Source organism: Mesorhizobium sp. WSM4842, assembly GCF_055901575.1.
In genome coordinates this window covers 5,291,713-5,303,806 of the sequence record NZ_CM148372.1, presented here as the reverse complement: position 1 = coordinate 5,303,806, position 12,094 = coordinate 5,291,713, and the positions used below count along the sequence as shown (strand labels likewise).

General features: G+C 63.5%; 16 protein-coding genes and 2 pseudogenes. 7 read left to right on the top strand and 11 right to left on the bottom strand.

All coding sequences use genetic code 11. The annotated features are described in order from the left end of the window. The first annotated feature begins 79 nt into the window (after window positions 1–79). The 3 genes from pgsA to AC0NIE_RS25905 are packed head-to-tail and all read left to right on the top strand — an operon-like array spanning window position 80 to window position 1,425. Window positions 80–676 carry a CDP-diacylglycerol--glycerol-3-phosphate 3-phosphatidyltransferase gene (gene pgsA / locus AC0NIE_RS25915; RefSeq protein ID WP_127316551.1) on the top strand — a complete coding sequence of 199 codons (597 nt, stop codon included), beginning with the start codon at window positions 80–82 and terminating at the stop codon, window positions 674–676. Between the two features lies 1 nt (window position 677). Beyond that, window positions 678–935 (top strand): molybdopterin converting factor subunit 1, encoded by a 258-nt coding sequence (gene moaD, locus AC0NIE_RS25910; RefSeq protein WP_473486722.1) that lies wholly within the window; start codon window positions 678–680, stop codon window positions 933–935. Window position 936: 1 nt separating this feature from the next. Further along, a complete protein-coding gene (locus tag AC0NIE_RS25905) occupies window positions 937–1,425 on the top strand; it encodes a molybdenum cofactor biosynthesis protein MoaE (RefSeq protein WP_473486774.1) in 489 nt (162 codons plus the stop codon). Window positions 1,426–1,471: 46 nt separating this feature from the next. Here the strand turns inward: AC0NIE_RS25905 and AC0NIE_RS25900 are convergent, their stop codons facing one another. Genes AC0NIE_RS25900 through AC0NIE_RS25885 form a run of 4 tightly spaced genes read right to left on the bottom strand, consistent with a single transcriptional unit; the run spans window position 1,472 to window position 4,038 of the window. Further along, a complete protein-coding gene (locus AC0NIE_RS25900; RefSeq protein ID WP_473486723.1) occupies window positions 1,472–1,969 on the bottom strand; it encodes a DoxX family protein in 498 nt (165 codons plus the stop codon). Between the two features lie 2 nt (window positions 1,970–1,971). Beyond that, entirely contained in the window at window positions 1,972–2,772 is an 801-nt protein-coding gene (locus AC0NIE_RS25895; protein WP_473486724.1) for an HvfC/BufC N-terminal domain-containing protein, read from the bottom strand. Beyond that, window positions 2,759–3,682, bottom strand: a complete 924-nt coding sequence (gene bufB / locus AC0NIE_RS25890) for an MNIO family bufferin maturase (RefSeq protein WP_473486725.1) — start codon at window positions 3,680–3,682, stop codon at window positions 2,759–2,761. Before bufB ends, AC0NIE_RS25895 begins: the two co-directional genes overlap by 14 nt. Before the next feature lie 32 nt (window positions 3,683–3,714). After that, entirely contained in the window at window positions 3,715–4,038 is a 324-nt protein-coding gene (locus tag AC0NIE_RS25885) for a BufA1 family periplasmic bufferin-type metallophore (protein ID WP_473486726.1), read from the bottom strand. A gap of 283 nt (window positions 4,039–4,321) precedes the next feature. On the opposite strand from AC0NIE_RS25885, the gene AC0NIE_RS25880 reads away from it, so the two are divergent. Further along, entirely contained in the window at window positions 4,322–5,086 is a 765-nt protein-coding gene (locus AC0NIE_RS25880; RefSeq protein ID WP_473486727.1) for a YbaY family lipoprotein, read from the top strand. 135 nt (window positions 5,087–5,221) lie between these two features. Here the strand turns inward: AC0NIE_RS25880 and ndk are convergent, their stop codons facing one another. From ndk to AC0NIE_RS25860, 4 genes and pseudogenes are all read right to left on the bottom strand, one after another. Beyond that, complete coding sequence (ndk, locus tag AC0NIE_RS25875; protein WP_473486728.1) at window positions 5,222–5,644, bottom strand: nucleoside-diphosphate kinase; 423 nt, start codon at window positions 5,642–5,644, stop codon at window positions 5,222–5,224. Between the two features lie 139 nt (window positions 5,645–5,783). Beyond that, window positions 5,784–6,080, bottom strand: coding sequence for a DUF1905 domain-containing protein (locus AC0NIE_RS25870; RefSeq protein ID WP_473486729.1), 297 nt, complete (start codon window positions 6,078–6,080; stop codon window positions 5,784–5,786). Between the two features lie 158 nt (window positions 6,081–6,238). Next, entirely contained in the window at window positions 6,239–6,874 is a 636-nt protein-coding gene (gene bluB, locus AC0NIE_RS25865; protein WP_473486730.1) for a 5,6-dimethylbenzimidazole synthase, read from the bottom strand. Window positions 6,875–6,999: 125 nt separating this feature from the next. Next, window positions 7,000–7,122, bottom strand: a pseudogene (locus AC0NIE_RS25860) (glutathione S-transferase family protein); the annotation flags it as partial. Between the two features lie 96 nt (window positions 7,123–7,218). On the opposite strand from AC0NIE_RS25860, the gene AC0NIE_RS25855 reads away from it, so the two are divergent. Both AC0NIE_RS25855 and AC0NIE_RS25850 read left to right on the top strand, forming a co-directional pair. Further along, window positions 7,219–7,599: a hypothetical protein gene (locus AC0NIE_RS25855; protein WP_123151279.1), complete on the top strand. Its 381-nt coding sequence runs from the start codon at window positions 7,219–7,221 to the stop codon at window positions 7,597–7,599. A gap of 183 nt (window positions 7,600–7,782) precedes the next feature. Beyond that, window positions 7,783–8,013 (top strand): annotated as a pseudogene (locus tag AC0NIE_RS25850) (alpha/beta hydrolase); the annotation flags it as partial. Window positions 8,014–8,093: 80 nt separating this feature from the next. Here AC0NIE_RS25850 and AC0NIE_RS25845 read toward each other — a convergent pair. Then, window positions 8,094–8,795: a glutathione S-transferase family protein gene (locus AC0NIE_RS25845; RefSeq protein WP_473486731.1), complete on the bottom strand. Its 702-nt coding sequence runs from the start codon at window positions 8,793–8,795 to the stop codon at window positions 8,094–8,096. A gap of 92 nt (window positions 8,796–8,887) precedes the next feature. On the opposite strand from AC0NIE_RS25845, the gene AC0NIE_RS25840 reads away from it, so the two are divergent. Further along, window positions 8,888–9,400 (top strand): DinB family protein, encoded by a 513-nt coding sequence (locus tag AC0NIE_RS25840; protein WP_292184234.1) that lies wholly within the window; start codon window positions 8,888–8,890, stop codon window positions 9,398–9,400. Between the two features lie 91 nt (window positions 9,401–9,491). Here AC0NIE_RS25840 and AC0NIE_RS25835 read toward each other — a convergent pair whose 3' ends face one another. Both AC0NIE_RS25835 and AC0NIE_RS25830 read right to left on the bottom strand, forming a co-directional pair. Further along, window positions 9,492–9,794: a DUF982 domain-containing protein gene (locus AC0NIE_RS25835; RefSeq protein WP_473486732.1), complete on the bottom strand. Its 303-nt coding sequence runs from the start codon at window positions 9,792–9,794 to the stop codon at window positions 9,492–9,494. A gap of 157 nt (window positions 9,795–9,951) precedes the next feature. Further along, window positions 9,952–12,033 (bottom strand): ATP-dependent helicase, encoded by a 2,082-nt coding sequence (locus tag AC0NIE_RS25830; protein ID WP_473486733.1) that lies wholly within the window; start codon window positions 12,031–12,033, stop codon window positions 9,952–9,954. Window positions 12,034–12,094: the final 61 nt, after the last annotated feature.

Sequence of the window (12,094 nt, the reverse complement as noted above, 5' to 3'; positions counted from 1 at the left end):
TGGTCCATCGACTATCGCCTGTTGACCCCCCACATTCGCTTCTGATTTGAGTAGGCAGGCAGAAAGAGTTCCCAAAAATATGGCCCAGCGCGCATTCAACCTGCCCAACATGCTCACCTATGCCCGCATTCTCGCGGTGCCGCTGGTTGTGCTGTGCTTTTTTCTCGAAGGTCATCTGAAATCGAGCGACTTCGCCCGCTGGTCGGCGCTGATCATTTTCCTGCTGGCCTCGATCACCGACTATTTCGACGGCTATCTGGCGCGCGCCTGGCAGCAGACCTCGAATATCGGCAAGATGCTCGATCCGATCGCCGACAAGTTGCTGGTTGCCACTTGCCTGCTGCTGCTGGCGGCCGACACCGATAGGCATGCCGGCATCGCCGGCTGGTCGCTGTGGGCGGCGATCATCATCCTGTGCCGCGAGATCCTGGTCTCGGGCCTGCGCGAATATCTGGCGGCGCTGAAGGTCTCGGTACCGGTGACGCAGCTGGCAAAGTGGAAGACCACCATCCAGATGGTCGCCATCGCCTTCCTGCTCGCGGGACCTGCCGGCGACAAGATCTTCCCGCTGACTACGCAGACCGGGCTGGTGCTGTTGTGGATCGCCGCGCTTGTGACGCTTTACACCGGCTATGACTATTTCCGCGCCGGCCTCAAGCACATCATGGACGAGTAGCATGTCGACGAGGCTCATCTATTTCGCCTGGGTGCGCGAGCGGATCGGCAAGTCGCAAGAGGACGTCGACTTGCCCGCCGGCATCGAGACGGTGGCCGACCTGCTGCGCTGGCTGAAATCGCGCGGCGAGGAGTACGAGCACGCGCTGCAATATCCTGACGTGATCCGCGTCGCCATCAACCAGGAACACGTCGAGCACCGCGAGAAGATATCAGGCGCGCGCGAGATCGCGCTGTTCCCGCCGATGACGGGTGGCTGAAATGCCCGGCGCGGTGGTGCCGACGGTGCGCATCCAGGCGGAGGATTTCGATGTCGCCGCCGAGATCGCCAAGATGACGCAAGGCCGCGCCGACATCGGCGCCGTGGTGACTTTCTCGGGTCTCTGCCGCGATGAAGCGGGCAGGCTGGCGGCACTCGAACTCGAACATTATCCCGGCATGGCCGAGGCCGAGATCGGCCGCATCGCCGCCGAGGCGGTCGGCCGCTGGCCGCTGCAGGGCCTCACCGCCATCCATCGCCACGGCAGGATCGCGCCCGGTGAGAACATCGTGCTGGTGGTCGCTGCCTCCACGCACCGGCAGGCGGCGTTCGAGGCGGCGAACTTCCTGATGGACTATCTGAAATCGCGCGCGCCGTTCTGGAAGAAGGAACACCATACCGACGGCTCGCAAGGCGGCTGGGTCGACGCCAAGGAGGCCGACGACGAGGCGGCAAGCCGCTGGAAGCAGGCCGTGCCGAAACGAAATTGATGCTTCGCGTCACCGCCGGACGGGTGGGAATCCCATCGACCCCAGATCAGCCTTTGTCAGTGCCGATCCAGTGATCGAGCGCAATCCGGCCGGGTCCCCACGCCATGATGCCGAGCGCCATCGCCGCCCAGGTGATGTGCAGCGGCCAGCCGTCCGGCACGGTGAGCTGTATGACCAGCGTCATCACGAGCAGCCCGAATGCCGCCAGTCGTGTCGCCAGGCCGAGAACAAGGAGAATTGGCAGCAGGATTTCCGCCGATCCTGAGATGAACGCTACCAGCCCAGGTGCGGGAAAATTGTAAGGGCCGCCGGGCAGATGCAGCTTGAGCTCCGAGCTGAAAAGCAGCACGGCGACCTCGTTCAACTGCAGAAAACCGTCCCATTTGTTGATGCCGGACCGCCAGAACGGGACGGCGAGCGCGCAACGCAGGACAAGCTGCGTCAGCGATGGTGTGGCACCCATGCGCAGGGCGGCATTCACCCTCTCGACGAGGGCGGCAATCCCTCGCGGCTTGGTGCTGGCGTTCTGCCCATGGTTCGTCATGGTCATCCTCCCTGGTGTGCCGCCGTGAAGGCGCCTGCTTGCAGCAGGCCGGCAATGTTCACGGCAAGGTCGAATTCGGCCCGCTCCGCAAATGCTGCCGCCGCCGCCGCGCCGAGCGGCTCGCCCGTCATGAGACGGTCCAGGAAAACAGCACCGCCGGGCGGCAGGTGGTGAATGAAGACTTCGAGGCCGGGCCGCGTGACCAGCGCATCTTCAGGGTCGCCCGCCTCAATCCGCCCGACAGGACCGTCGCTCCGGTTTGCCGCAAAGATCGTCACGACCGGATAGCGCGAGCGTATGGCGCGCGTTGCCGGGTGCGGCACGAACACGGTATCGGCCAGCCGTTCGGGCGGGATCGCCGCCAGTGCTCGGGACGCCAACGGTTCCGCGTCTGCGGCATGATAGGCGTCGAGCCAGGCACGCTCCATGCGCGCCACGTCGGCCAGCCACGGCATCGACTGCGCGTATTCGTAGCGCTCGATGAAATCGGGAAAGTCGCGGCCGTATTCGAACAGGAGCGGCGAGGTGGGTGGCGTTTCGCGGACATGAAAGCGCGCCATCGCGCGAAAGAAGTCCGGGCCAGTGATGCGCAGCGTCGCTGGAAAGCTGGCGGCCAGCGCATCGATCAGGCTGACCGTGACGTTGTTGCGGTAGACGGCATATCGCTTGATCGCAGCCTTCCCGTTCGGCCCCGAGACAACCTCAGGCGGGGCTCGGTCAGGATCGAGCAAACCGGCGGTGAATGCCGCGGCATAGTCGAACCGGCGGCCGAGATCGCGCGACTGGAGCTCATCCTGCGGCATGGGCTTTTCCGAACAAGCTGTCGGCATGACGGTCGAGGATCGCCTGGGCGGCGGCGGCCTCCGCCTTGAGCACCGGCCAATCGGGAATGTCGCTATCCCATTCGATCAGCGTCGGCAGCGGCCCGCATCGGCCGATGACGACATCGAAAAGCTTCCAGACCGCGTCGGCGACCGGGCCGTCATGGCTGTCGATGAGCAGCAGATCGCCCTCGTCATCCTCCTGCTCGGCGTGCCCGGCCAGATGGATTTCGCCGACATGCTGAAGCGGGAAATCCGCGAGATAGGAAAGGGCTGAAAAGCCGTGGTTGGTGGCTGAAACAAAGACGTTGTTGACGTCGAGCAGCAAGCCGCAACCGGTACGCCGCACCAGCTCTCGGATGAAATCCGTCTCGCTCATCGTCGATTCCGGGAAAAGGACGTAGGTCGAGGGGTTCTCGAGCAGTATCGGGCGGCCGATCGTCCCCTGCACCTCATCGATATGATCCGCCACTCGCGAAACCGTTGCATGCGTATAGGGTAGGGGAAGCAGGTCGTTGTAATAGGTTGTGTCGTGGGTCGACCAGGCGAGATGCTCGGAAACGAGCGCCGGTTCATAGCGGTCGACGAGCGCCTTGAAACGACCGAGATGCGCTTTGTCGAGCGGCCGCGGTCCGCCGATCGACATGCATACCCCGTGCAGCGAAACGGGATAGTCGCGGCGGATCTTGGTCAGCGCATCGTGCGGCGGGCCGCCGGCGCCCATGTAGTTTTCGGCGTGGACCTCGAAGAAGCCGTCCTTTGGGTCGTCGCCGAGGATCGCGGGTAGATGCTCGTGCTTGAAACTGGTGCCGGCAGTGCCAGCGATTGGGTGCGCCGGAAAGCGCGAGGTTTTCGACACGCGGGATGTTGGGTGAGTGACCATTCCGTTCATCTACATCTCCGCTTTCCGGGCAGTTGCATTGCTTACGACGGGATGTCGCGGGTCAGCTCTGTGGGCGAGCCCTTGCGGTCGCCGGGCAGGTCCATCGTCGTGCAGGTGCCGCCGTCGACAAATTTCCAGGCGTTGCCCTGATAATCGACAGTCGAGGTGCCTTGGCAGGTAGTGCCGGGTCCTGCCTTGCAGTCGTTCTGCCCCTTCAGGGCGACACCAAAGCACTTCTCCTTGCCGGCATCCATCGCCGCCTTGACCTGTGCCTCGGACAGCGGCGCGGCCGTCGCAAAAGAAGCAAGAGCCGTGGCAACGGCGCCGGCCAGAAAGGCCGCGCTCACGGTTGATCTTGTTGACATGATTTCACCTCCGATTGGGTTGTTGCGCGCGCGGTTCCTCAAGCGCGCATTGGTCAGTTCGGTCCGGAGGTTCCCTGTGTTACATCTTTTGGGAACACGACTTCGTGATCGCCTGGGGACCTGGCGTGAGCAATATTTCGCCTGTCACGCCAAGGGGGCTGACCACAGGGCAACGAGCCGCCGGAAGGCACCGCCGTGTGAACAGCCCGTGTGAGGCGTCACGGAACCACCGCAATCCTGCGAGACCTTTGCGACCAGTTTGCTGCGCTATGGGAGCAGGATCATGCTGAGCAGGATCGCCGAGTTCTTCATCTTCGGTGTCGTGCCGCTGGTCGGTATACTGGTGGTGCCTGAGTTGTCCGTCGCTGCCGAGAAGACCCTGAAGGGCGAGGTGATGTATCGCGAGCGCATCGCGCTGCCGCCCAACGCCGTGCTTTCCGTGCAGCTTGCCGATGTCTCGCTGGCCGACGCGAAGGCCGCTGTCGTTGGCGAGCGCAAGGTGGCGCCGGCCGGCCAGGTGCCGATCAAGTTCGAGATCAGCTTTGATCCCCAGGTGATCCGGCCTGATATGACCTATGTGCTGCAGGCGCGCATCACCGTCGACGACAGGCTGTTGTTCATCTCCGATGAGCGCCACCAGGTCGATCCGCTGAGCGACGCGTCGCAGACCGTCATGCTGAAGATGGTGACGTCGAGCGAGCAGCCGGCGTCGGCCCCGGTGTTCGGGCAGAGCTGGCTGATCGAGTATATCGACGGCATTGGTATGATCGCCGAGCCGCAGGCGACGTTCAGGATCGACGAGGGCGGCAAGGCCGGCGGCAGCGGCCCTTGCAACGTCTACTTCGCCACCGCCAAAGTCGATGGTTCGACGATCGCCATCAGTGACATCGGTTCGACGTTCAAGGCCTGCGCGTCCGAGATTATGGCCGAGGAAAAGGCGCTGTTCGAGGCGCTGGCCAAGGCGGCGTCATACCATGTCGACGCCGGCAAGCTCATCATCGTCGACAAAGACGACCGCGTCATCCTGCGCTTCAACGCCGCGAGCTGATAACCGGTTTCGGTTTTTGAGCATCATGCGCAGTTGGCGGGTGTCGGCGCCCGGCGTCCGGTGCAGGATCGCCGCAAAAAAAGGCCAGCATTGCGCCGGCCTTTTTGCATGTGACGTGGCTAAGGACTTATCGGCTCAGCCGACGATCTCGGTGTCCGAGAACCAGTATTTGATCTCCTGCGCGGCGGTCTCCGGCGCGTCGGAGCCGTGCACGGAATTCTCGCCGATCGACAGCGCGTGTACCTTGCGGATGGTGCCTTCGGCGGCGTTGGCCGGGTTGGTGGCGCCCATCACGTCGCGGTTTTTGGCAATGGCGTTCTCGCCTTCCAGCACCTGCACGACCGTTGGACCCGACGACATGGACTCGACCAACTCGCCGAAGAACGGACGATCTCTGTGGACGGCGTAAAAACCTTCCGCCTCGCGGCGGCTCATCCACACCCGGCGCGAGGCGATGACGCGCAGGCCGGCTTCTTCGAGAATCTGGGTGATGGCGCCGGTGAGATTGCGCCGGGTTGCATCTGGCTTGATCATGGAAAAGGTGCGTTCGAGCGCCATGGGGTCGTCCTTGTGATGGAGAGTGGAATTCGGGGTGGCGGGCTCTATACAAGCCGCCCGCCGGCTTGCCAAGGGGAGGCCGGCGCGGCGCGCATTTCTGCGCCGCATAGCGCATCGCCGTCAGCCCGAACCAATGTTTTCATAACTGCATCTCGATCGTCAGCTTGGCCGTGTCGCCAGCCCGAAGGCCTTCGCGGACCCGCACCGCCGTCTTGATCGGCAACAGCAGGCTGCCGGATTTCTTGTCGGGAAACAGCGATGTCCGCCATCTGGTCTGGCCGATGACGGCTTCCACGCCAAGCGAACCCCAGGGCCGTGCCATGCCCGCCGTCGCCGTCTTGATCCGTGCCCCAAGCTCCGGCGGCAGCGTCACGAAATGCCAGCCGCCCTTGCCTGGATAGACCCAGATCTCGGCCTGCACGTCGTAGCGAAACATTTTGTGCCCTTCCTCAGATCAAGGCTGTCACCGGTGGCTTCGCCATAGTGCCTTGTTGGCAACGCCGGCGATTGGCGAAAACATCCATGATATCATTCTTCCCTGCATGGAGGAGCCATTCTTCCCCTGCAAGAGAGGATGGCAGCGTCGCCGTTGCGCTACCGCCTTATCACCATCGAAGCGCGCCGGACTTCCCAGCCCTCCCGTTCCAGTTCCGGCACGCTGTGGTTCTCGCTCGGGTAGCCGACGCAGAAGTAACCGATCAGCGTCCACTCCGGCGGCGCGTCCAGGATCGTCGCCATTTCGGCCGGATCGAGGATCGAGACCCAACCCATGCCAATTCCTTCCGCGCGCGCCGCCAGCCAAAAGGTGTGGATCGCCATCACCGCCGAATATTCGATGGTCGCGGGCATGGTCAGGCGGCCGAGCCCATGCCCCTGTTGTGTCGCGCGGTCGGCGAAAACCGCGAATTGGCAGGGCGCTTCATTCAAGCCGGCGAGCTTCAGGCGCGCATAGAGCGCGGCGCGCTCACCCGAGAACGATGCGAGCGCCTCCGCATTGCAGCGCTCAAAGCAGGCCCTGATGGCGGCGCGGCACTCTGCACTCTCGACCATGACGAAACGCCAGGGCTGGCTCAGCCCGACCGAGGGCGCAATGCTGGCGACGTCAAGCAGCCGCTCCAGCGCGCCTTCGGGGAGCGGCGTCGGCTTGAATCGCCTGACGTCCCGCCGCCACAGGAAGAGGTTGCCCAGCTCGGCGCGAAAATCGTCTGGGAATTCCGGGCCTGACGTCATGGTGTCGTGCTGCCGTTGCTAAAGGGAGTAGGGGAGTACGACAGTAGGGCAGTAGGGCAATAAGGCACTAGGTATGCGCGCCGCCGCGACTTCCCTACTCCCTTACTGCCTTACTGCCTTACCCCCTATGCGGCGGCAGCCGCCGCCACCTTGCGGCCGAGGCCGCCATGCAGGTCGAGGCAGCGCTCGAACCACTGGGCCACCACATCGCTGTCGTCGAGCAACCGGTAGGGTGAGGCGATGCTGGCCGGGCTATTTTGGTTCACAGTCGGATCAGGCGCGCCCGCGTTCATCGGCGGTTCAGGTTCCATGGCGTAACATTGGCCCAGCGAAGGAGGAGGGCCATGAAAAAGCTCTTGTCTGTCCTTGTGGCCGCAGTTTTCGGTACGGCTTTTGCCTTGCCTTTGAATGCCGCGCCTCTCTCTATTCCGAAATCTGAGCAGGTGCAGAACAGCGCCGTCGAACAGGTTAGGCACCGTAGACACTGGCGACACAACTATGGTCACTGGCGGGGTGGTCGTCACTGGAACCGACGATACGCATTGCGGGGGTGTGGCTACTATGGGTGTTACCCGCGCCGCTATTATAGGCCCTACTACAGACCCTTTTATCGCCCCTACTACGGCTTTAGCCCCTACTACGGCTTTAGCCCCTATTACGGCCACCGTGGTTACTACCCGCACTACTACAATGGCTCAGGAGTGAGCATCTATCTGCATTTCTAGCTACGAAATCGTGGAAAGCGTCCCATACCCCCAAGCGCGGTTTCAGGGAAGGCGGAAAGCTGGCGGACCAGAGTGTTGGACGCCCGACGCGAATCGAATGGCCTTGGCCATTCCGATTTCAAGTTTGCAATCCGTCAGAGGATTTTGACTTCCGCAGCCGCACTCCGGACCCTGAAGATCGGGAGCGCCGGACTTTTCCTAGCCGGGTGGTCTCAGGGCGGCTTCGTGACGATGGCTTTCCTGGAAAAACTCGAGAGAGCGGGCATTTCAGTGAAGGCAGCTGCCACGGCAAGTGCGCCGATCGATATCTTTGTGGCATTGCACGGCGCCCTGAACTTTCCCCGAAAGAATGATGCACCGTGGATGACGACGATCGTCATCCTGACGGCCTTCTCCTTTGAGAACTACTGCGGCACTTCCTTACTCCTTACTCCTTACTCCTTACTCCTTACTCCTTACTCCTTACTCCTTACCTGCCTTACTGCCTTACTCCCCTATGCGGTGGCGGCGGCCGCCGCCACCTTGCGGCCGAGGCCATCATGCAGGTCGAGGCAGCGCTCGAACCACTGCGCCACCACATCGCCGTCGTCGAGCAACCGGTAGGGGGAGGCGATGCGCGCCCATTGCAGCGCGCCGAAGACGATGTAATCCGCAAACAGCGGTGATTGGCCGCCGATGAACGGCTGATAGGCGAGCGTCGAGCGCAACGGTTCCAGCGAGGCGCGGAAGGCGCCAAGGCCGGCGTCGCGCGCCGCCATCACCTCTTCCAGTCTCTTGCCGAAGCGCTGCTCGCGGTTTTGGCGGAAATAGGCGGCGTTCGCCTCGTCCTGCATGGCGTGGAGGTCCATGATCGCCGCAGTGGTGACATAGGGATGGATGGTCAGTTGCGACCAGCGTTCGATGAAGCGCGCCATCGCCTTGCCGCCGTCGCCGGAAAACAATGTCGGCCGCTCGGGATAGGCCCCGTCGAGATAGAGCGCGATTGCGAAGGAATCGGCGACCACCTTCTCGCCGTCGCGGATCACCGGAACGAGTTTCGAAACGCCGCCTTCAACTGTCGGCACTTCGAGAAAACGTGTCGGCACGGTGGAGATGTCGAGCCCCTTGTGGGCAAGCGCCATCGCCGCCTTCCAGCAATGCGGGCTGAACGGACGGGCGGTATCGCGCCCGACGAGGTCATAGAGCAGAATGGTCATTGGCGGCAGCTTCCTTGCGGTCTACTAGAGCGATGTTTCGGGCAGATGGGGGTAGGCACCCGGAACGGGGTCTCGCGGGTCGGGAGAAAAAGATGAAACAGCACTTCATGATGTTTGCGGCCTACAATCAATGGGCCAATAGCCGCATCTACGATGCCGCCGCCGATCTCGACGAGGAGGAATTTCACCGTAATGTCGGTGTTTTCTTCGGCTCGATAATGGGCACGCTCAACCATCTTCTGACCGCCGATCGCATCTGGATGAGGCGCTTTACCGGCGAGGGCGACGCGCCGGCCAGGCTCGACACCATCCTGCACCGCGCCTTGCCGGGCTTGCGACTGGCGCGCGAGGCCGAAGACAAAAGGATCATCGACTGGGTCGGGGCGTTAAGCGACAAGGCTTTGTCCGGCCGCTTCTCCTACATGACCGTCTCCGACATGCGCACCGTCTCGCAGCGATTGGCGCCGGCGCTCGATCATTTCTTCAACCACCAGACCCATCACCGCGGCCAGGCGCACGCGATCCTGACCGTTCTTGGCCGGCCTTCGGTGCCACTCGACCTGACGCTGTTCCAGCGGAGCGAAGAGGGGCGCGCCTACGCCTGATTTCGGATTATCCGGATCGAATTGACAGGAAAACCCGTCGAAGACGAACAGCATCTTCGACGGGTTATAGTCGCAAAAGAGGCCTCGCCAGTCAGGCGGCGTATCCGCCCTGGCCCCGGGCGGCCGGCTTGACCGAGACGGCCGGCCGGGCGGAAGGCCAGAGAATGCCTGCCGTCACCACGAAGGTGACCAAGGCATCGCGCGCCGCTTCGGGCGAGATCTCGCCGGCGCGTGCCGCCTCGCAGGCTTTCACGGCCGCGCCATAGCTCAGGCGTCGTCGCGATGGCGGAAACTCGGTCAGGAACTCATGCATGTCGAAGAGCGAAGCGAGCATGCGCTTATGGCCGGCGCCGACGGTAACGGCGACCGGGGTGAAGGGCATCGTGTCGTGCATTCTGGCCTCTCATATTGGGCGGAGGTGACGGCGGACGCCGCTCTCCGATCTGAATCGGACGCCCAGAAACGCGGATTGCGGCATCAGGTTCCATGTTGCCGAAATTTGGTTTTCGCCACCAAGTCCCGTGGCATGAGCGCCGTGCCGAAGAGGCGGCCTATTTCCACATGTCACGCATGCGGGCGCCAAGGTCGACGCGCACTTGCGGCTGGCGGCGCGGATCGTCTTTGACCTGGACGCTCGCCCACGATGTCTGTTCGAAGGCGCTGAGGATCGTGGCCGGGATGAAGCGGGTGCGCGAGGCGTAAACGTGACGATCGCCACGCGCCGCCTGGCCGTGGACGAAAAAGCGCTGCGGCATGACCAGGTGCAGGCCGTCCTTGGCCCGCGTCATCGCCACGTAGAGCAGGCGGCGCTCCTCGTCGATGTCCGCCTTGCTGCCGACGGCGAGGTCGATCGGGATGCAGCCGTCGACGGTGTTGAGGACGAAGACGTTCTTCCATTCCTGGCCCTTGGCAGAATGGATGGTCGACAGGATCAGGTAGTCCTCGTCGCGATGCGGCGGCCCGGCCTCGTCGCTGGTCGCATCCGGCGGATCGAGCGTCAGCTCGGTGAGGAAACGCTCGCGCGAGGCGTAGCCCGAGGCGATCTGTTCGAGCTGCAGAATGTCGGCCCGGCGCGTCGTTGCGTCCTCGTGGATGCGGTCAAGATGCGGCTCATACCAGAGCCGGACATGTTCGAGATCAACAGGCCATTTTCCCGACCCGGTGCGAAGCTGCGAGAACAGCGCGACGAAACCCAGCCAGTCGTCGGCGGCGCGTTGCGGCGGCCGGTAGCGCGCCAGCCCCATCGCTTCGTCGAGCGACGCCGCCATGGTGTCGACGATCTGCGAAGCCGCCGAAGGGCCGATGCCGGGCAAAAGCTGCAGCACGCGAAAACCGGCGACGCGGTCGCGCGGGTTTTCGGCGAAGCGCAGCACCGCCAGCACGTCCTTGACATGGGCGGCGTCGAGGAACTTCAGCCCGCCGAACTTGACGAACGGGATGTTGCGGCGTGTCAGCTCGATCTCCAGCGGCCCGCTGTGGTGCGAGGCGCGAAACAGCACGGCCTGCGCCTTCAGCGCCGTGCCGGCCTCACGCTCGGTCAGGATCGCCTGGCAGACGTAACTCGCCTGCTCGGCCTCGTCGCGAACGCTGACCAGCTTCGGCTTTTCGGTCGATCTGCGCTCCGACCAGAGGTTCTTGGTAAAGCGCTCCGAGGCCTCGCCGATCACCGCATTGGCGGCGGCCAGGATGGTCTCGGTCGAGCGGTAGTTGCGCTCCAGCATGACGATCTCGGCCGGCTGCGCGAATTGTTTGGGGAAGTCGAGGATGTTGCGCACTTCCGCCGCGCGAAACGAATAGATCGACTGCGCGTCGTCGCCGACCACCGTCAGTCCGGATCCGTCCGGCTTGAGCGCCGTGAGGATCGCGGCCTGCAGCCGGTTGGTGTCCTGGTACTCGTCGACCAGCACATGGTCGAAACGCCCACCCAGATGCGCTGATGTCTCCGGCTCGCCGGCCATCTGCGCCCAGTAGAGCAGCAGGTCGTCGTAATCGAGCACGTTCTGCGCCTGCTTGGCCTCGACATATCGGGCAAACAGCGCCTTAAGCTGTTCTGCCCAGCCGGCGCACCAGGGAAACACCGAACCGAGAATCTCGCCGAGCGGCGCCTGCGCGTTGACGGCACGCGAGTAGATCGCCAGGCATGTGCCCTTGGTTGGAAAACGGCCTTCGGTCTTCGAGAAGCCGAGTTCGTGCCGGGCGAGGTTCATCAGGTCGGCCGAATCCTCGCGGTCATGGATGGTGAAGGCCGGGTCGAGGCCGATCTCCAGCGCGTAGTCGCGCAGCAGCCTGGCGCCGATGCCGTGAAACGTGCCGGCCCAGCTCAGCGCATCGGTGATAACGGAAGCGTCACGGCCGAGTACCTCGCCGGCGATGCGCTCGACCCGCTTGGCCATTTCCGATGCGGCGCGGCGCGAAAACGTCATCAGCAGGATGCGCCTGGGATCAGCGCCCCTGACGATCAGATGCGCGACGCGATGTGCCAGCGTGCTGGTCTTGCCGGAGCCGGCGCCGGCGATCACCAGCAACGGCCCGGCGACCGCGCCGTCGCCATGCTCGACGGCAAGGCACTGCTCGGCGTTCAGCTTCGCGAGATAGGCAGGCCGGAAGGTCGAATCACGGGCAGCGAGGTTCATTGCCCATCAAGCATCGTTTCTGCTTTGTTCGCAACAGCGATGCAGCGTTTCCTCGCCCCGG

What these genes read in the sequence shown, in the direction of transcription:
- AC0NIE_RS25840 (WP_292184234.1), top strand. Translation starts at nt 8,888, where the DNA reads ATGAAACAGCACTTCATGATGTTTGCGGCCTACAATCAATGGGCCAAT.
- AC0NIE_RS25885 (WP_473486726.1), bottom strand. Translation starts at nt 4,038, where the DNA reads ATGTCAACAAGATCAACCGTGAGCGCGGCCTTTCTGGCCGGCGCCGTT.
- AC0NIE_RS25895 (WP_473486724.1), bottom strand. Translation starts at nt 2,772, where the DNA reads ATGCCGCAGGATGAGCTCCAGTCGCGCGATCTCGGCCGCCGGTTCGAC.
- bufB (WP_473486725.1), bottom strand. Translation starts at nt 3,682, where the DNA reads ATGAACGGAATGGTCACTCACCCAACATCCCGCGTGTCGAAAACCTCG.
- AC0NIE_RS25870 (WP_473486729.1), bottom strand. Translation starts at nt 6,080, where the DNA reads ATGTTTCGCTACGACGTGCAGGCCGAGATCTGGGTCTATCCAGGCAAG.
- AC0NIE_RS25900 (WP_473486723.1), bottom strand. Translation starts at nt 1,969, where the DNA reads ATGACGAACCATGGGCAGAACGCCAGCACCAAGCCGCGAGGGATTGCC.
- AC0NIE_RS25905 (WP_473486774.1), top strand. Translation starts at nt 937, where the DNA reads ATGCCCGGCGCGGTGGTGCCGACGGTGCGCATCCAGGCGGAGGATTTC.
- pgsA (WP_127316551.1), top strand. Translation starts at nt 80, where the DNA reads ATGGCCCAGCGCGCATTCAACCTGCCCAACATGCTCACCTATGCCCGC.
- AC0NIE_RS25845 (WP_473486731.1), bottom strand. Translation starts at nt 8,795, where the DNA reads ATGACCATTCTGCTCTATGACCTCGTCGGGCGCGATACCGCCCGTCCG.
- AC0NIE_RS25855 (WP_123151279.1), top strand. Translation starts at nt 7,219, where the DNA reads ATGAAAAAGCTCTTGTCTGTCCTTGTGGCCGCAGTTTTCGGTACGGCT.
- ndk (WP_473486728.1), bottom strand. Translation starts at nt 5,644, where the DNA reads ATGGCGCTCGAACGCACCTTTTCCATGATCAAGCCAGATGCAACCCGG.
- AC0NIE_RS25830 (WP_473486733.1), bottom strand. Translation starts at nt 12,033, where the DNA reads ATGAACCTCGCTGCCCGTGATTCGACCTTCCGGCCTGCCTATCTCGCG.
- moaD (WP_473486722.1), top strand. Translation starts at nt 678, where the DNA reads ATGTCGACGAGGCTCATCTATTTCGCCTGGGTGCGCGAGCGGATCGGC.
- bluB (WP_473486730.1), bottom strand. Translation starts at nt 6,874, where the DNA reads ATGACGTCAGGCCCGGAATTCCCAGACGATTTTCGCGCCGAGCTGGGC.
- AC0NIE_RS25880 (WP_473486727.1), top strand. Translation starts at nt 4,322, where the DNA reads ATGCTGAGCAGGATCGCCGAGTTCTTCATCTTCGGTGTCGTGCCGCTG.
- AC0NIE_RS25835 (WP_473486732.1), bottom strand. Translation starts at nt 9,794, where the DNA reads ATGCACGACACGATGCCCTTCACCCCGGTCGCCGTTACCGTCGGCGCC.